Consider the following 17,434-nt stretch of genomic DNA (forward strand, 5'->3'; position numbering starts at 1 on the left):
TCCGGAGATCACAGATGCTTCAGCGCCTCACGACGTGAGAGCCCGGCCATCCGGTCGCCGTGCCGGGAGACCTCGGCTCGCACCCAGTCGGGGTCCGTGCGCGCGTAGTCACGCAGCGCCCAGCCGACCGCCTTGCGCAGCCAGAACGTCGGGTCGTCGACGTTCACGTCGATCGCGTGACGGAGCAGGTCGGTGTCGGTCTTCGTCCTGAGTCCGAGCTGGCAGATCACCGCTGTCCGTCGTACCCACAGGTCCTCGTCGCTCGCCCACGCCCGCAGCACCGGCGTGAGCGCCGCCCGGTGCGCGACCAGGGCCGGGCGCACCAGGTGCTGCGCGGTCTCGTCGACCAGGTCCCACCACGCCCCCGTGACGACCAGGTGCCGGAAGAGCGGCAGCGACTCGGGCGCCAGCCACCCCCGTGCCCTGCGGTGCCGGGCGACCGCGAGCGCGGCGTACCGCTCCTCACGGTGGGTCGCGCCGTCCCACAGCGCCCCGACCGCGCTCTCCCACGCCATCCGGTCTACGGGCTCGTACGACGCGAGGAGCGGGCGCAGCAGCGCCTTCAGCTCGGGCGCGGTGTAGCCACGGTAGGGCAGCGTCGACTTCATGTACCGCTGCTGCTGGGCGGCCTTCTCCGGATCGCCGCCGGCCGCGAGCGCGGCCCGGACGGCGGTCACGAGGTCCTCAGTCACGGTCCCATCATGCGACGCGGCTGTTCGGTGGGCGCAGAGGGGATCGAACCCCCGACCACCTCCTTGTAAGGGAGGTGCTCTACCGCTGAGCTATACGCCCGGAGCGCGGCAAAGACTACGCACGAAGTGCCCCAGAAATGAAGTTGAACCGCAGGCGTCTCGGGTCACCTGCGGTTCAACGAGCATGAGACTAGGGCCCGGCGGCGATGTTGTCTGCCGTTCGGCGATAGTTGTGGAGAACCTGTGAGCGCTGTCTAGACAGCAGCCGCGAGCTGGCGCAGGTGCTCGTCGAGGTCGCGGCCCTCGGGCATCGCGTTGTGGACCGCCCAGCGCACCAGACCCTGCTTGTCGACGACGTACGACGAGCGCCGCGGGCAGCCCTTGGCCTCGTCGAAGACCTCGAACGCGCGGGCGACCTCGCCGTGCGGCCAGAAGTCGGAGAGCAGCGGGAAGTTCAGCCCGTCCTGGTCCGCGAACGCACGCAGCGAGTAGACGGGGTCGCACGAGATCGCCAGCACCTCGGTCTCGAACGTCAGGAACTCGTCGAGGCGGTTGCGCACCCCGGCCATCTCTCCGGTGCAGACACCGGAGAACGCGTAGGGGTAGAAGAGGATCGCGACCGCCTTCTTGTCGCGGTACGACGACAGCGAGACGTCCTGGCCGAACTGGTCGCGCAGCATGAAGTCGGGCGCTGGGCCACCGAGCTCGAGTCCGGTCATGACCCCAATCCTGTCACTGGGCAAGGACAGCCCCTCAATCGGCAGGGCTCAGTCGGAGGCGAGCTCGCGCTTGAGCACCTTGCCGGTCGCGTTGCGGGGCAGCTCGTCGATGAAGACGATCTCACGTGGCACCTTGAAGCGGGCCAGGTTGTCCTTCACGTGGGCCTTGAGCTCGTCCTCGCTGACCGGGCCCCGCACCACGACGTACGCGCGCAGCCGCTTGCCGAACTCGCGGTCGTCGACACCGACGGCAGCAACCTCGACCACGGCGGCGTGCCGCATCAGGGCGTCCTCGACCTCCTTGGGGAAGACGTTCTCCCCGCCGGACACGATCATCTCGTCGTCACGACCGACCACGTGCAGCCGTCCGTCCTGGTCGAAGTGCCCGACGTCGCCGGTCGACATCAGGCCGTCGACGACCTCCTTGCCGCCCCCGCCCGTGTAGCCCTCGAAGAGCAGCCCGTTGCCGACGAAGATCCGCCCCGTCTCCCCCAGCGGCAGCGGTCGGCCGTCCGGGTCGAGGATCTTCACGGTGGTCGCGTACGGCGGCTTGCCGGCCGCCGACGGCGCGGCCCGCAGGTCCTCCGGGGTGGCGATCGAGGCGTAGGCCACCTCGGTCGAGCCGTACATGTTGTAGAGGTTGTCGCCGAACCGGTCCATCCACTCGAGCGCGAGGTCGCCCGGCAGCGCAGAGCCGGAGGAGGCGACCACCCGGACCCTCGACAGGTCGTAGCGCGCGAGCGTCTCCTCGGGCAGCCCCATCACCCGCTGGAGCATCACCGGGATCACCACGATCGAGTCGCAGCGCTCGGCCTCGGCGACGTCCAGGAACGCCTCGGGATCGAACGTGCGGCGCAGCACCATCGTCGAGCCGAGCAACATGGCGAGGGCGAGGTGGGCGAAGCCCCAGGTGTGGAAGAGCGGGGCGGCGATGTGGGTGCGCCAGCCGTAGTGCAGCGGCATCCGCGACAGCAGCGAGACGGCGGCCTCGACCCCGGCCTCGCTGCGTGGCGCGCCCTTCGGCGTCCCGGTGGTGCCGGACGTCAGGATCACGATCCGCCCGTTGCGACCGGCGGGCGGGACGTCGTCGTCGCGGCTGGCCTCGATGAGCGACTCGAGTGTCGGCGCGTCGGTCGGACCATCGGTCCAGGCCAGCACCCGCTCGGCGACGTCGGCGCCCGCGAGCAGCTCGCTGAACTCCTCGTCGTGCACGACCACCCGGGGCCGCTCCCGCTCGATGACGTCGGCCAGCTGCGGGCCGGCGAAGGCGGTGTTGAGGTAGAGGATGTCGGCGCCGAGCTTGGCGGTCGCGATGCTCGCGTCGACGAAGCCGCGGTGGTTGCGGCACATCACGGCCACCCCGTCGCCGGCCGAGACGCCGAGATCGGCGAGGGACCGGGCCAGCGCGTTGGAGCGGCGGTGCACCTCGTCGTACGTCAGGGACCCGAGCTCGTCGATGATCGCGGTCCGGTGCGGGTCGAGCAGCGCGGCGGCGGTGAAGCCGCCCGCGGGGCCGAGTCCCCAGTCCTTGAGCGCCTTGCCTGCCTTCGCCAGCGCGAGCGGGCTGTGCGGCCGCAAGACTCCGGCTCGACCGAGGACCTTCACCGTCGTACCGCCTGCTGCCAGGCCTGCGCGAACTTGCGGGAGTGCGGGCACGTCAACCCTTCCAGCCGGGGATCGGGACTCGGTCCCAACGAGCTGGAACCGGATACGTCCCGGCGACGTGACCGACGCTACGCCGGGGTCTTGGGAGCGACCAGCCGGGTCGCGGACCAGTCCTTGCTCACGGCCGCGGTGGTCGTCTGCGCCAGGCCCGCGATCGGGGCCGCCTCCGCGATGTCGGCGGGGTCAACGGCGCTGGGACGGCCGACCTTCGGGGTGAGGAGCCAGATGGCGCCGCCACCGACGAGGTCGGTCAGTGCGTCGACGAGGCCGTCCACGAGGTCGCCGTCCTCGGCGCGCCACCACAGCAGCACGGCGTCCACGACGTTGCCGTAGTCGGCGTCGACCAGGTCGGCGTCGATGCGGTCCTCGATGGAGACGCGGAGCTCGTCATCGGTGTCGGTGTCCCAACCCAGCTCCTGGACAACCAGGCCCGGCTTGAAGCCGAGCCGGTCGGCCGGAGTGGACTCAGGGTCGGTCTGGGTGGACCGACCACCCGGGGTCGAGCTCAACGGACGCCTCCAGTCAGTTTCTGCGCGGCAGGGTGCCGCAACGCTTCGAAGTGGGGAGTAGTCCACCGGAGTTCGACCGGGACCGCAACCCGTGTCCACAACCATGACCGGATACGGGACGTACTGGTGGGTAGATTTTGCCCTGTGGGAGCGAGTGCAAGGATGAGCACGTGACCGAAGAAATCACCCCCACTTCTGGCACGGACACCAAGCGGAGCGGCACGATCCCGACCGTCATCCACGAAGGTTTGCCCACCCAGCTGCCAGACATCGACCCGGACGAGACCAGTGACTGGATCGACTCCTTCGACTCGCTCGTCGACGAACGGGGCCGCGAACGCGCCCGTTACGTCATGCTCCGCCTACTGGAGCGAGCGCGCGAGATGCAGGTCGGCGTGCCCGCCCTGCGGAGCACCGACTACATCAACACGATCCCGCCCGAGCGGGAGCCGTGGTTCCCCGGTGACGAGGAGGCGGAACGCCGGATCCGGGCGTTCATCCGGTGGAACGCCGCCGTCATGGTCTCCAGCGCCAACCGCAAGGGGCTCGAGGTCGGCGGCCACATCGCGACGTACCAGTCGTCGGCGAGCCTCTACGAGGTCGGCTTCAACCACTTCTTCCGCGGCAAGGACCACCCCGGCGGCGGCGATCAGATCTACATCCAGGGCCACGCCTCCCCCGGCATCTACTCCCGCGCGTTCCTGGAGGGCCGCCTGACCGAGGAGCAGCTCTACCGCTTCCGCCAGGAGGTCCAGCACGGGCCGCACGCCGGGCTGTCGTCGTACCCCCACCCGCGCCTGATGCCGGAGTTCTGGGAGTTCCCGACCGTCTCGATGGGCCTCACCGGCATCAACTCGATCTACCAGGCGCGCTTCAACCGCTACCTGGCCAACCGTGGCGTCAAGGACACCAGCGACCAGCACGTATGGGCCTTCCTCGGCGACGGAGAGATGGCCGAGCCCGAGTCGCTCGGTGCCATCCGGATCGCTGCCCGCGAGGAGCTCGACAACCTCACCTGGGTCATCAACTGCAACCTGCAGCAGCTCGACGGACCGGTCACCGGCAACGGCAAGATCATCCAGGAGCTCGAGGCCAACTTCCGCGGCGCCGGCTGGAACGTCATCAAGGTCGTCTGGGGCCAGGGCTGGGACCCGCTGCTCGCCCGCGACGTCGACGGTGTGCTCGTCAACAAGATGAACACCACCCCCGACGGCGCCTTCCAGACCTACTCCACCGAGGACGGCGCCTACGTGCGCGAGAGCTTCTTCGGCGGTGACCCGCGGCTGCGCAAGATGGTCGAGCACATGAGCGACCAGCAGATCGAGAAGCTGCCGCGCGGTGGCCACGACTACCGCAAGGTGTACGCCGCCTTCGACGCCGCCACCAAGCACGTCGGCCAGCCGACCGTGATCCTGGCGAAGACGATCAAGGGCTGGACGATCGACGCGCTGGAGGGCAGGAACGCCACCCACCAGATGAAGAAGCTGACCCAGGACGACCTCAAGAAGTTCCGGGACCGCCTCTACCTGCCGATCTCCGACCGCGACCTCGAGCGTTCCTACGAGGAGACCGGCGGCGCGCCGTTCTTCCACCCGGGCGCCAACGCACCCGAGATCGAGTACATGCTCGACCGCCGCAAGCAGCTCGGCGGGTCGCTGCCCAAGCGGGTGCTGCGGGCCAAGCCGCTCCAGCTGCCGGGCGACGGCATGTACAAGGAGCTCAAGCAGGGCTCCGGCAAGAACTCGGTCGCCACGACCATGGCCGTCGTCCGTCTGCTCAAGGACTGGATGAAGGATCCCGAGATCGGCAAGCGCATCGTGCCGATCGCCCCGGACGAGTACCGCACGTTCGGCATGGACGCGATGTTCCCGAGCGCGAAGGTCTACAACCCGGCCGGGCAGCAGTACGAGTCGGTCGACCGCAATATGTTGCTCTCCTACAAGGAGTCGGCCCAGGGCCAGATGCTCCACGAGGGCATCTCCGAGGCCGGCGCCATGGCCTCGGCGACCGCCGCCGGCTCGGCGTACTCCACCCACGGCGAGCACATGATCCCGTTCTACATCTTCTACTCGATGTTCGGGTTCCAGCGCACCGGCGACTCGATCTGGGCGATGGCCGACCAGCTCGCGCGCGGCTTCCTGATCGGCGCCACCGCCGGCCGCACCACGCTCACGGGTGAGGGACTGCAGCACGCCGACGGGCACTCCCCGCTGCTCGCGGCGACCAACCCCGCGGTCGTGCACTACGACCCGGCGTTCGCCTACGAGGTCAGCCACATCATGCAGAACGGCCTCCAGCGGATGTACGGCGAGGACGCGGAGGACGTGATCTTCTACGTCACCGTCTACAACGAGCCGGTCGCTCAGCCGGCCGAGCCCGACAACGTCGACGCGGAGGGCATCCTCAAGGGTCTCCACCACGTGTCGTCGGCCGAGGGTGAGGGGCCCCGGGCCCAGCTGCTCGCCTCCGGCGTCGGCTTCCCGTGGATCAAGGAGGCGCAGCGGCTCCTCGCCGAGGAGTGGGGCGTCCAGGCGGACACCTGGTCGGTCACCTCGTGGAACGAGCTGGCCCGCGACGCCGTCGCGGCCGAGGAGTGGAACCTGCTGCACCCGGGCGAGAGCCCGCGGACGGCGTACGTCAGCGACAAGCTGTCGGGCGCCCAGGGTCCGGTCATCGCGGTGTCCGACTACATGCGCGCCGTACCTCTCCAGATCGCCCGGTGGGTGCCCGCGGACTACCGCGTGCTCGGTGCCGACGGATTCGGCTTCGCCGACACCCGTCCCGCCGCGCGTCGCTACTTCCACATCGACGCGCAGTCGGTGGTCGTGCAGACCCTCCAGGCACTGGCGGACGCCGGCCAGATCGAGCGGCACAAGGTCGAGGAGGCCTTCGCCCGCTACCGGATCGACGACCCGACGGCCGTCGCCGACGTGAAGCAAGAAGGCGGGGCGGCATAGTCGCTGGTTGAGGTGCGAGGGCCGCCAGGCCCGAGCCTCGAAACCCCGGAAACGTGCATAGTGCGGTGACCACCACGGTCACCGCCCTACGCACGCCGCGGGGGTCTCGACAAGCTCGAGCACCGGCTCAGTCAGGCGTCTGCCACGACCCGCAGCGTCGCCGGCGCAGCGGCCTCGGTGCCGTTCTTCAGCAACGCGCGGAAACGAGCCCGGGAGTACTTCGCCGGCTCGGTCGAGCGGATGAAGTCGTGCACGATGCGGCTGAAGCGGTGGGGGTGGTCCTTGTGTGGGAAGTGCCCGGCGTCGGGGATCACCTCGACGCGTGCGCTCGGCGCGAAGCGGGCGGCCAGCGAGGCGTGCCGCACCGGGATCACCCGGTCGTCACGCCCCCAGACGACCCACAGCGCCATCTCCTCGGTGAGGTAGGCCCGGTCGGACATCGTCACGATCTGGCCGTGCCAGTCGACCACGGCGCGTACGACGTGCCGGATCGCGTGCCGTGCGGCCGGGTCCTTGAAGGTGTCGAAGACCGCCGCCACCTCGTCGAGGTCGCGGGTCGACTTCCAGCCGAGGGTGGAGAGCGCGCGCATGCCAGCGATGCCGACGTGGCGCACGCCGGGCAGGGTCAGCACGCCCATCACCTCGTGAAACCCGGGCGTCGTGATCGCTCGGATCGCCGGGGACACCTCCGGCCCGAGACCACCGGACGACACCAGCATCAGTCGTTCGGTGCGCTCGGGGAACTGGTAGGCGAACTGCATCGCCACGCCACCGCCGAAGCTGTGCCCGATCACGGTGACCTTGTCGATCCCCAGGACCGTCAGCAGGTCGCGCATGCCGTTGGCATAGCCGCCGACGCTGTAGTCGGCGCGAGGCTTGTCCGACTCGCCGTGGCCGAGGAGGTCGGGCGCGATGACCGTGTAGCGCCGGCTCAGGGACTCGATGACCGGGTCCCACGTGGTGTGGTCGCAGCCGAGGCCGTGGAGCAGGAGTACGACGGGGCCGGTGCCGGCACGCACGTACGCCCGGCGGTGTCCGTGGATGGTCACGAACTGCAGGTCGTCACGGTCGGACACGGCGCCTCCGATGCTGAGCGTCCCGGAAGAGGGGGTAAGTGGCGATTCAACCAGACCCTTCGGAGCTTTCGGCGCCCGATCCCCTTGATTTACCGGGGTTTAACGTCGCCATCACGATTCGGCGCCGGGTGCAATAGCCTCTCGGGGTGGCTACCCCCTCCGCCTCGTCGTCGCACGAGCGTGCCGCTGAGGCGCTGCAGCGGGCGACCGGCGCGCTCGCCACGGCGGCGACGGCCCGGATGGACCAGGACATGGCATGGTTCCGCGCCCTCAGCGCCGAGGACCGCTCCTGGGTGTCGAGCATCGTGCAGGCCGGCATCCGGGGCTTCGTGGACTGGTACCGGCTCGCCGGCGACCAGCCCGCCCCCGCGGGCGGTGAGATGGTCTCGTCCGTCTTCGGCGTGGCACCCCGCGCCCTGGCCGGCGTGATCAACCTCCAGCAGACCGTCGACCTGGTCCGGCTCTCGATCGAGGTGGTCGAGGCCAACATCGAGGAACTGCTCGACCCCGCCGACGCGGCCGACATCGGCGCCGCCGTACTCCGCTATGCCCGTGAGGTCGCGTTCGCCACCGCCGAGGTCTACGCTCGCGCCGCCGAGGTCCGGGGCGCCTGGGACGCCCGCCTGGAGGCCCTCGTCGTCGACGCGGTGCTGCGCTCCGACGCCGACGAGGCCCTGCTCTCCCGCGCGAGCGCCCTCGGCTGGGTCGGGCGCGGCGACGTCGCGGTCGTGCTGGGGAGCGCGAGCGCGCAGCGCCGCGAGAGCGAGAGCTTCGAGGAGGTACGCCGGGCCGCGCGGGCCGGCGGCATGGACGCGCTGTGCGCCGTGCAGGGTGACCGCCTGGTCGTCCTGCTCGGTGGGGTGGACGACCCCCGAGCGGCGGCCGCCGCCGTCGTCGACCAGTTCGGCCCCGGCCCCGTGGTGGTCGGCCCCGTGGCCGATGACCTGAGCCAGGCGCACATCTCGGCGCGCGCAGCCCTGGCCGCCCACCGAGCCGCGCCGGGCTGGCCGGAGGCCCCGCGACCGGTCCGCAGCGCCGACCTGCTTCCGGAGCGTGCCCTCGCGGGCGACGGGCACGCCCGCCGCCACCTGGTCGAGGAGATCTACCTCCCTCTCGCGAACGCCCGCGGCACCCTGATCGAGACGATCTCGTCGTACTTCCAGCAGGGCTCCTCGATCGAGGCGACCGCCCGCGACCTGTTCGTGCACCCCAACACCGTCCGCTACCGCCTGCGCCAGGTCTCGGAGCTGACCGGCTTCTCGCCGACCGACCCCCGGGAGTCCCTCACGCTCGAGATCGCCCTGGTCCTCGGGCGGCTCTCCGGCCGCACCTCGTAGCACACCGCTGTTTGTAGGAACCCTACAAAGACTCGCGCATGGTTTTCGTGCGGGCCGTAGGCGAGGTCTGGACCTGCTTCGCGGCAGAGTGGAGGTGTGCTCGTAGTCGTCGCTCCCGGTCAAGGCGCCCAAACTCCCGGTTTCCTCAAGCCCTGGCTCGAGGACCCGAGGTTCGCGTCCCGATTCGACTGGCTGTCCACCGTCGCCGGCATCGACCTCGCCCACTACGGCACCGAGGCCGACGCCGACACGATCCGCCAGACCGAGATCGCCCAGCCGCTGCTGGTCGCAACCGGCCTCGTCGCAGTCCTGGAGGTGTTCCCCCACCCCGCCGACGCGTTCGAGCAGGTCGGCGCCGTCGCCGGTCACAGCGTCGGGGAGATCGCGGCTGCCACCGGCGCCCGGGTGATCACCGCCGAGCAGGCGATGGTCCTGGTCCGCGAACGCGGCAAGGCGATGGCCGAGGCGGCCGGCCGGACGCCGACCGGCATGACCGCCGTTCTCGGCGGCGACCGCGAGGAGGTCCTCGCTGCGATCGGCAAGCACGGCCTGACCCCCGCCAACGACAACGGCCCCGGCCAGATCGTCGCCGCCGGCACTCTCGAGCAGCTCCAGGCCTTCGCCGACGAGCCGCCCGCCAAGGCGCGGCTGATGCCGTTGAGCGTCGCTGGCGCCTTCCACACGCAGCACATGGAGCCCGCCGTCGGCCACCTCGCCGGGCTCGCCCGGTCGGTGTCGGTCCACGACCCGCGCACCCGGGTGATCTCCAACCGGGACGGCAAGGTGATCCACGACGGCCGTGAGGTGCTCGCGCGCATCGTCGGCCAGATCGCGAGCCCCGTCCGCTGGGACCTGTGCCTGGAGACGATGGAGGACCTCGGCGTCACCGGCATCCTCGAGATGCCGCCGGCCGGCACGCTCACCGGGATCGCCAAGCGAGCCCTCAAGGGTGTCGAGACCTTCGCCCTCAAGACGCCCGACCAGCTCGATGCGGCGCGCGAGTTCTGCGCCAAGCACGGTGAGGCCTCGGGCATGAACACCACCCCGACCTGGCGGATGGTCGTCTCCCCCGCCAAGGGCACCTTCCACATCTCCGCCGAGGCCGAGGCGCTCGACGTGCTCACGGCCGGAGCCACGATCGGCGAGGTCGCCAGCCTGCGCGACCGCACCACCATCACCGCCGCCCACGGCGGCGAGATCGTCGAGTGGCTGGTGCACGACGGCGACCTGGTCTCGCCCGGTCAGCCCCTCCTTCGTCTGCACCCCGAGGGAGGGTACTGATGGTCGCGATCAAGTCCGCCCAGGGGGCCGCGCACGCCACGATCCTCGGCGTCGGTGCCTACCGACCCTCGCGCATCGTCCCCAACTCCGAGGTGATCGAGGCGATCGACTCCAGCGACGAGTGGATCCAGCAGCGCTCCGGCATCAAGCAGCGCCGCTTCGCCACGCCGGAGGAGACCGTCCAGGTCATGTCGGTCGCGGCCGCCCGTACGGCGATCGCACGTGCGGGCATCAGCCCTGAGCAGATCGACTGCGTGATCGTCGCGACCGTCACGCACATGTACCAGACCCCCGCCATCGCGACCGCGATCGCCCACGAGCTCGGCACCAACCAGGCGGCGGCGTTCGACATCTCGGCCGCCTGCGCGGGCTTCTGCCACGGCGTCGCGATGGCCGCCGACTTCGTCCGGGCCGGTAGCGCCGGGCACGCGCTCGTGATCGGGGTCGAGCGCCTCTCGGACATCACCGATCCCACCGACCGCGGAACGGCGTTCATCTTCGCCGACGGCGCCGGTGCCGCCGTCATCGGCCCGAGCGACACCCCGGGCATCGGGCCGGTCGTCTGGGGCTCCGACGGCGAGCAGTTCGACCTGATCCGGCAGCGGGAGGACTGGCGCGACGTCCTGGCCAGCGAGCACCCGAGCATGCCGCACCTGGCCATGCAGGGCAACGCGGTCTTCCGCTGGGCGTCCTTCGCCATGGCCAAGATCGGCCAGCAGGCCCTCGACCGCGCCGGGGTCAGCCTCGACGAGCTCGACGTCTTCGTCCCGCACCAGGCCAACATGCGCATCACCGACGCCATGGCCCGGGCCATGAAGCTCCCCGAGCGCGTCAAGATCGCCCGCGACGTCGCCGAACAGGGCAACACCTCGGCCGCTTCGGTCCCGCTCGCCCTCGACCGGATGATCGAGGAGGGCGACGCCCGCAGCGGCGACGTCGCCCTGCTCATCGCCTTCGGTGCCGGCCTCGCGTACGCCGCGCAGGTCGTCATCGTCCCCTGACGCTCCACCCGCACCACCCGACGGAACCACCCAACCAAGAGAAGGAACCGCCAGATGGCTACCACCGAAGAGATCCGCGCCGACCTCGCCGAGATCGTCAACGAGGTCGCCGGCATCGACGCCGACGACGTCCAGCTCGACAAGTCCTTCGTGGACGACCTGGACGTGGACTCGCTGTCCATGGTCGAGGTCGTCGTCGCCGCCGAGGAGAAGTTCGGCGTCTCGATCCCCGACGACGAGGTCAAGAACCTGAAGACCGTCGGCGACGCCGTCGCCTTCATCGAGCGCGCGCAGGCCTGATCGTTCCACCCACCGCGAGGAGCACCATGTCGAAGCGAGTCGTCGTCACCGGTCTCGGTACCACATCCCCCGTCGGGGGTGACGTGGCAAGCACCTGGGACGCCCTGGTCAGCGGGCGTTCAGGCGTCCGTTACCTGACCGATGAGTGGGCCGAGCAGATGCCGGTCAAGATCGCCGCCCGGATCGCGGTCGAGCCGACCGAGGTCCTCGAGCGGGTCAAGGCCCGCCGTCTCGACCGCTCCTCGCAGTTCGCCATGGTCGCTACCATGGAGGCCTGGGCCGATGCCGGGTTGGTCGACGTCGACCTCGACAACAACCGACTCGGTGTCTGCATGGCCTCGGGCATCGGCGGCGTGACCACGCTGCTGGACAACTACGACACGCTCAAGGAGAAGGGGCCGCGCCGGGTCTCTCCCCTAGCTGTGCCGATGCTGATGCCCAACGCCCCCGCGGCGCAGATCAGCCTCTACGTCGGAGCGCGCGCGGCGGTCATCACGCCGGTCTCGGCGTGCGCCTCCGGCAACGAGGCCATCGCCCACGCGATCGACCAGATCCGCCTCGGCCGCGCCGACGTCGTCGTCGCCGGCGGCACCGAGGCGGCGATCCACCCGCTGCCGATGTCCGCGTTCGCCAACATGATGGCGCTCTCCAAGACGGCCAGCGGCGAGGACGGCGGCGACCCGACCGCCGTATCCCGCCCCTGGGACACGGCCCGCAACGGCTTCGTCCTCGGCGAGGGCGCCGGCGTCCTGGTGCTGGAGTCGGAGGAGCACGCGAAGGCCCGCGGTGCGCGGATCTACGCAACCGTCCTCGGCGCCGGCATCACCGCCGACTCCCACGACATCGCCCAGCCCGACCCCGAGGGCCGCGGCGGTTCCCGCGCGATCCTCGGCGCGCTGGCCGAGGCCGAGATCGATCCCACCACCATCGCGCACGTCAACGCGCACGCGACGTCGACGCCGCAGGGCGATATCGCGGAGGGCCTGATGCTGCACGCGACGCTCGGCGCACACGCGACGGAGGTCGTGGTGACCAGCACCAAGTCGATGACCGGTCACCTGCTCGGCGGTGCCGGCGCGCTCGAGGCGATCGCCACCGTCCTCGCCCTGCACCACCGGGTCTCGCCGCCGACGATCAACCTCGACAACCAGGACCCCCAGGTCGAGCTGGACATCGCGACCAAGGTCCGGGACCTGCCGCAGGGCGACATCGCCGCGCTCAACAACTCCTTCGGCTTCGGCGGCGCCAACGTGGCCGTCATCTTCGGATCGGTCTGAGCCACCCCACGAAGTTCTCCATTCCCCCGCTTCGCTCCTCCGTGAACAACTTCGCGGGGACCCCGGAAGGACAGACATGACGGCTACCGCCACGCAGAGCACGTCCAGCAAGCCTGCGAAGCTCCCCCGCGAGGAGGACCCGCGCAACCCGGTGCACCGGCTGACCGCGCTCTTCGACGAGGGCAGCCTGGAGCTGATCACCCCCGACGACGACTCCGGCATGCTCGCCGCGATCGGCAACGTGGACGGCACCCGTGCCGTCGCGTTCTGCTCCGACGCCACCGTCATGGGCGGCGCCATGGGTGATCTCGGTTGCCGGGTCGTCGTCGACGCCTATAACCGGGCGATGACCGACCGCATCCCGATCATCGGCCTGTGGCACTCCGGCGGCGCCCGCCTCGCCGAGGGCGTGCTCTCCCTGCACGCGGTCGGCCGGATCTTCCAGGTGATGACCCAGGCCTCGGGCAAGATCCCGCAGATCTCGGTCGTGCTCGGCCCTGCCGCCGGCGGCGCGGCGTACGGCCCCGCCCTGACCGACGTCGTGATCCTCGGTCCCGAGGGGCGCATCTTCGTCACCGGGCCGGACGTCGTCCGCTCCGTCACCGGCGAGGACGTCGACATGCTCCGCCTCGGCGGACCCGAGCCCCACGGCCGACGCTCCGGTGTCGTCCACATCCTCGCCGACTCCGAGCGCGACGCCCTCGACCGGGCCCGCGATGTCGCCTCGCTGCTCGGCTCCCAGGGCAGCATGGCCGTCGACGAGGTCGCAGACAGCGACCTCGAGGCGATCCTGCCCGAGTCCAAGAAGCGTGCCTACGACGTACACCCGCTCGTCGAGGCGATCCTCGACGAGGGCACCGCCCAAGAGCTGCACGCCCGCTGGGCGCCCAACATCGTCACGACCCTCGGTCGACTCGGCGGCCGTACGGTCGGCGTCGTCGCCAACAACCCGCTGCGCCTCGGCGGCTGCCTCGACTCGCTCTCCGCCGAGAAGGCCTCCCGCTTCGTACGGATGTGCGACGCGTTCGGCGTACCGCTCGTCGTGCTCGTCGACGTCCCCGGCTACCTGCCCGGTGTCGGCCAGGAGTGGGACGGCGTGGTCCGCCGCGGCGCCAAGCTCCTGCACGCGTTCGGCGAGTGCGTGGTCCCCCGGGTCACCCTCGTCACCCGCAAGACGTACGGCGGTGCCTACATCGCCATGAACTCCCGCTCGCTCGGCGCGACCAAGGTGTTCGCCTGGCCGGGCGCGGAGGTCGCGGTCATGGGTGCGGTCGCCGCGATCCGGATCCTGCACCGACGTCGCCTGGCCGAGGTCTCCCCCGAGATCCGGCCACAGGTCGAGGCCGAGCTGGCCGCGGAGCACGAGCGGATCGCCGGCGGCGTGGACAAGGCAGTCGAGATCGGCGTCGTCGACGAGGTCGTCTCCCCGTCGCAGACCCGCTCGGCGATCGCCCGCGCGATCGAGGACGCGGTGCAGTCGGTCGGCGTTCGCCGCGGCGCGCACGGCAACATCCCGCTCTGAGCGCGCCGTAGCCCGCTGGGGCTGCCCCGTTGGACCCGGCATGACGCGAGTCACACGCACGACCGCCTGCCTGGCAGACGCGAGCGTCGTCGTCGGTCTGATGGCGGTGCCGGCAACCGCGGTCTCGGAGTACGGCAGCACCGCCGCCTCCGACGGCACCCTGCGCAAGGGCCGGCCCAACTACGTCGACCACTACCGGGTCGCGGCGCCGACGGACGACTGGACGCTCGAGACCTTCCTGCGCGACCCGACGGGCGACTCCATCGCGACGGAGAGCACCGGGTCTGGCTGGAGCCGACCTGGTTCCGGCTCAGACCACCTGGTGCAGCCACCGCACGGGAGCGCCGTCGCCGGCGTGCCGGAAGGTCTCCAGCTCGTCGTCCCACGGCTTGCCGAGCAGCTTGTCGATCTCGTTGAGGAGCGTGGTGTCGCCGAGCGCCGCCTTGACGACGGCGGCCTTGAGCCGGTCCTCGGGGATCATGATGTCGCCGTGCATACCGGTGACGGCGTGGAAGACGCCGAGCTCGGGGGTGTAGGAGTAGCGCGAGCCCTCGGAGGACGAGGTCGCCTCCTCGGTGATCTCGAACCGGAGGTGCCCCCAGCCGCGCAGCGCGGAGGCGATGGCAGCGGCCGAGCCGGCCGCGCCGGACCAGGACAGCTCGGCGCGGTAGGCGCCGGTCTGCGCGGCCTGCGGCGTCCAGTCCAGGCTCACGGGCATGCCAAGGACACCGCTGACGGCCCACTCGATGTGCGGGCACAACGCGGACGGCGCCGAGTGGACATACAGGACGCCCCTCGTCGCAGTGCGGATAGCAGTGCTAGCGGTCACCGGGTCCTCCTTCATCTCCGGCGCGAGATGCGCCTTCCCCAGCGGTCTCCCGGAGATGAATCGAGGTGTGAGTGACACGCATGTAGTTGTGGAGCCATTGTGGCGCATGGGGCACGAGAAAACCAGCGTTCAGCGCGTGCGTGCTCGTGTCGGCGCGGTACGCCGGGGGCCGAGCTCCATCAGCGACCACAGCACGCCCTCGGCGATGCCCAGGCGCCCAGGTGGCTCTCCCCTTCGATCACCTTCAGCGGAGGGCGTGGACCGCGGCGGGGTCGACCACGTTGCGCACATCGGCGAGCGCGCCGAGCAGCCGCCCGTCGCCCACGACCAACGGGCCGTCGACGACGTCGAGCACGACCGCGGTGATGTTGTCCCTTCCGCCGGCGAGCAGTGCCGACTGGGTCAGGACGGCCGAGGCCGAGTGCGGGTCGACGAGCCGCAGCACCGCGGCGATCCGGTCGTCGGGGACCAGGTCGCTCAGACCGTCGCTGCACAGCAGCAGACGGTCGCCCACCCGGACCTCGAGCTCGGTGACGTCGAGGGCCTGGTCCAGCCCGCCGTCGAGCGAGCGCATCACGATGTTGCTCCACGGGTGGCCGAACCGTGCGCTGGCGTCGAGCTGGCCGGTGTCGACGAGGTGCTGTATGTAGGTGTGGTCCCGCGAGATCTGGCGCAGCGTGCCGTCCCGCAGCCGGTAGGCACGGCTGTCTCCGACGTGGCCGAGCACGATGCGCTTCCCGTCGCTCACCAAGGCGGTCAGGGTCGTCGCCATGCCCGCGAGCTCGTGGTCCGCGGCGACACCCGCGCGGATGCTCGCATGCGCGTCCTCGACGGCGCGCACCAGGACCTCGGCCGGGTCGTCCCCGAACCGCGCGAGAGCCGTCGCCGCGACGACGTACGCCGCGGTCGCGGATGCCACCTCACCGGCGGCCGCGCCGCCCACCCCGTCAGCGACGACAGCGACGTAGGGGCCGTGAAAGGCAGAGTCCTCGTTGTGAGGGCGAATCCGCCCGACATCACTGACGCCGGCACCAGAGAATCGCAGCATCTCACCCTCCTCGCGCACGATCGTAGCGATCGTGCCCCGGGAGGTGCCGGGGAAACCTCAGCCGAGCTGCTTCTCCAGCGCCTCGGCACGCTCGGCGGCATCGGTCAGCTCGTCGGAGTCGATCGAGTACGTCCGGTGGAACCAGGCGAGCGCGTCCTGCTCGCGGCCGGCCGCGGCCAACGTGTCGGCGTAGGCGTAGCGAAGGCGCACCACCCAGGCGGACCGGCTCTTCGACATCAACGGGGCGAGCTCGAGCGTGCGGAGGGCGGCGTCCATCTGACCGAGGTCGCGACGTGCTCCCGCCTCGACGATGGTCATCTCGGCCTTGGCCTCGGGGCCGAAGTTGGCCACGCCCGGACTCTTCGCGAGCTTCAGCGCCTCCTGCGGCTTGCCCAGGGCACGGTGGCAGTCGGCCATGATCGGCAGGTACGCCGTGGCGCCGTTCATCCGCTTCGCGGCACGCAGCTCGGCGAGCGCCTCGGCGTAGTGACCCGCGGCGTACGCCGACTCACCCGTCGCCTCGCGCACGACAGCGATCCGCGACGCGCGCGCACGCGCCGCCAGTGCGTGCTGGTAGGCCAGCTCCGGGTCGGAGTCGACGAGCATTCCGGCCACCACCAGGTGGCGCGCCACCCGGTTGGCCAGCTTCTCGGGGAGGCCCTTCAGCTGGGCGGCCACACTGTGGTCCAGCTCGGCGCCGGTCACCTCGGTCGGCAGGTCCGGCCCGTCGTAGATCGCCTGGTCGGCAGTGCGGGTCGCCCTGTCACGACCGGCGCCGCCACGTGGGGCCGACGACCGCTCGGAGCTCCGTCGGTCCGGGCCCTTGCCGCCACCAGGAGGGCGGCCGGTGCTGCGCGACGAGCCACGGCCCGTGGATCGCCCCTCGTCCGGCGTCCACTTCGTGGAGCGCTCGCTCGACTTCGCAGACTTGTCGCGGTTCCCGCCGGCAGCGGGCTTGCCGCTCGAGGGCTTGCCGCCGGTGGGCTTGCCACCCGCCGGCTTGCCGCCGGTCGTGGGGCGGCCGCCGCCTCGGCGGGGTCCGTCACCTGACGGGCGCTGATTGCGACGTTGCTCGGCCACGACTGTCTGCTCCTGGGTAGGTCCTGCGGTTGGTGCTGAAATGAGTAGAGGCCACCTTACGGTGGCCTCTACTACTGAGTGTATGTCCGGCGGCGTCCTACTCTCCCACAACCTCTCGGTTGCAGTACCATCGGCGCTGAA

At 70.7% G+C, this 17,434-nt stretch carries 15 protein-coding genes and 1 tRNA gene; 7 read left to right on the forward strand and 9 right to left on the reverse strand.

The window, feature by feature from the left end; translation table 11 throughout:
• Positions 1 to 8: 8 nt before the first annotated feature.
• The 5 genes from ABEA33_RS05630 to ABEA33_RS05650 form a co-directional block, all read right to left on the reverse strand.
• Positions 9 to 692 (reverse strand): DNA alkylation repair protein, encoded by a 684-nt coding sequence (locus ABEA33_RS05630; protein WP_345525686.1) that lies wholly within the window; start codon positions 690 to 692, stop codon positions 9 to 11.
• Between the two features lie 28 nt (positions 693 to 720).
• A tRNA-Val gene (locus ABEA33_RS05635) sits at positions 721 to 792 on the reverse strand.
• A gap of 154 nt (positions 793 to 946) precedes the next feature.
• A complete protein-coding gene (locus ABEA33_RS05640) occupies positions 947 to 1,411 on the reverse strand; it encodes a peroxiredoxin (RefSeq protein WP_345525687.1) in 465 nt (154 codons plus the stop codon).
• 48 nt (positions 1,412 to 1,459) lie between these two features.
• Positions 1,460 to 3,067 (reverse strand): AMP-binding protein, encoded by a 1,608-nt coding sequence (locus tag ABEA33_RS05645; RefSeq protein WP_345525688.1) that lies wholly within the window; start codon positions 3,065 to 3,067, stop codon positions 1,460 to 1,462.
• Between the two features lie 77 nt (positions 3,068 to 3,144).
• Positions 3,145 to 3,585 carry a DUF3052 domain-containing protein gene (locus ABEA33_RS05650; RefSeq protein WP_345525690.1) on the reverse strand — a complete coding sequence of 147 codons (441 nt, stop codon included), beginning with the start codon at positions 3,583 to 3,585 and terminating at the stop codon, positions 3,145 to 3,147.
• Between the two features lie 170 nt (positions 3,586 to 3,755).
• Here ABEA33_RS05650 and aceE point away from each other — a divergent pair, with 170 nt between their 5' ends.
• Positions 3,756 to 6,542 (forward strand): pyruvate dehydrogenase (acetyl-transferring), homodimeric type, encoded by a 2,787-nt coding sequence (aceE, locus tag ABEA33_RS05655; protein WP_425577340.1) that lies wholly within the window; start codon positions 3,756 to 3,758, stop codon positions 6,540 to 6,542.
• 131 nt (positions 6,543 to 6,673) lie between these two features.
• Here aceE and ABEA33_RS05660 read toward each other — a convergent pair whose 3' ends face one another.
• Positions 6,674 to 7,618, reverse strand: a complete 945-nt coding sequence (locus ABEA33_RS05660) for an alpha/beta fold hydrolase (RefSeq protein ID WP_345525692.1) — start codon at positions 7,616 to 7,618, stop codon at positions 6,674 to 6,676.
• A gap of 146 nt (positions 7,619 to 7,764) precedes the next feature.
• Here ABEA33_RS05660 and ABEA33_RS05665 point away from each other — a divergent pair, with 146 nt between their 5' ends.
• The 6 genes from ABEA33_RS05665 to ABEA33_RS05690 all read left to right on the forward strand — a co-directional run bounded on the left by ABEA33_RS05665 (position 7,765) and on the right by ABEA33_RS05690 (position 14,336).
• A complete protein-coding gene (locus tag ABEA33_RS05665) occupies positions 7,765 to 8,955 on the forward strand; it encodes a PucR family transcriptional regulator (RefSeq protein WP_345525694.1) in 1,191 nt (396 codons plus the stop codon).
• Between the two features lie 96 nt (positions 8,956 to 9,051).
• Positions 9,052 to 10,236: an acyltransferase domain-containing protein gene (locus tag ABEA33_RS05670; protein WP_345525696.1), complete on the forward strand. Its 1,185-nt coding sequence runs from the start codon at positions 9,052 to 9,054 to the stop codon at positions 10,234 to 10,236.
• The gene (locus ABEA33_RS05675) at positions 10,236 to 11,237 is read left to right on the forward strand and encodes a beta-ketoacyl-ACP synthase III (protein WP_345525698.1); all 1,002 of its coding nucleotides are present in this window, start codon (positions 10,236 to 10,238) and stop codon (positions 11,235 to 11,237) included. The genes ABEA33_RS05670 and ABEA33_RS05675 overlap by 1 nt, the downstream gene beginning before the upstream one ends.
• 54 nt (positions 11,238 to 11,291) lie before the next feature.
• Positions 11,292 to 11,537 (forward strand): acyl carrier protein, encoded by a 246-nt coding sequence (locus ABEA33_RS05680; protein WP_028645031.1) that lies wholly within the window; start codon positions 11,292 to 11,294, stop codon positions 11,535 to 11,537.
• A 26-nt stretch (positions 11,538 to 11,563) separates the two neighbouring features.
• Entirely contained in the window at positions 11,564 to 12,814 is a 1,251-nt protein-coding gene (locus ABEA33_RS05685; protein WP_345525700.1) for a beta-ketoacyl-[acyl-carrier-protein] synthase family protein, read from the forward strand.
• Between the two features lie 76 nt (positions 12,815 to 12,890).
• Positions 12,891 to 14,336: an acyl-CoA carboxylase subunit beta gene (locus tag ABEA33_RS05690; protein ID WP_345525701.1), complete on the forward strand. Its 1,446-nt coding sequence runs from the start codon at positions 12,891 to 12,893 to the stop codon at positions 14,334 to 14,336.
• 310 nt (positions 14,337 to 14,646) lie between these two features.
• Here the strand turns inward: ABEA33_RS05690 and ABEA33_RS05695 are convergent, their stop codons facing one another.
• The 3 genes from ABEA33_RS05695 to ABEA33_RS05705 form a co-directional block, all read right to left on the reverse strand.
• Positions 14,647 to 15,165: a DUF3145 domain-containing protein gene (locus ABEA33_RS05695; RefSeq protein ID WP_425577342.1), complete on the reverse strand. Its 519-nt coding sequence runs from the start codon at positions 15,163 to 15,165 to the stop codon at positions 14,647 to 14,649.
• A gap of 244 nt (positions 15,166 to 15,409) precedes the next feature.
• On the reverse strand, positions 15,410 to 16,213 hold the full coding sequence (locus tag ABEA33_RS05700) for a PP2C family protein-serine/threonine phosphatase (protein WP_345525702.1): 804 nt from the start codon (positions 16,211 to 16,213) through the stop codon (positions 15,410 to 15,412).
• Positions 16,214 to 16,270: 57 nt separating this feature from the next.
• On the reverse strand, positions 16,271 to 17,293 hold the full coding sequence (locus ABEA33_RS05705; protein ID WP_345525704.1) for a tetratricopeptide repeat protein: 1,023 nt from the start codon (positions 17,291 to 17,293) through the stop codon (positions 16,271 to 16,273).
• Between the last annotated feature and the right edge of the window lie 141 nt (positions 17,294 to 17,434).

The sequence above is a fragment of the Nocardioides endophyticus genome (assembly GCF_039543845.1).
GTDB lineage: Bacteria > Actinomycetota > Actinomycetes > Propionibacteriales > Nocardioidaceae > Nocardioides > Nocardioides endophyticus.

Coding starts and splice junctions, on each gene's coding strand:
- ABEA33_RS05640 (WP_345525687.1), bottom strand. CDS start 1,411: ATGACCGGACTCGAGCTCGGTGGCCCAGCGCCCGACTTCATGCTGCGC.
- ABEA33_RS05675 (WP_345525698.1), top strand. CDS start 10,236: ATGGTCGCGATCAAGTCCGCCCAGGGGGCCGCGCACGCCACGATCCTC.
- ABEA33_RS05680 (WP_028645031.1), top strand. CDS start 11,292: ATGGCTACCACCGAAGAGATCCGCGCCGACCTCGCCGAGATCGTCAAC.
- ABEA33_RS05685 (WP_345525700.1), top strand. CDS start 11,564: ATGTCGAAGCGAGTCGTCGTCACCGGTCTCGGTACCACATCCCCCGTC.
- ABEA33_RS05690 (WP_345525701.1), top strand. CDS start 12,891: ATGACGGCTACCGCCACGCAGAGCACGTCCAGCAAGCCTGCGAAGCTC.
- ABEA33_RS05700 (WP_345525702.1), bottom strand. CDS start 16,213: ATGCTGCGATTCTCTGGTGCCGGCGTCAGTGATGTCGGGCGGATTCGC.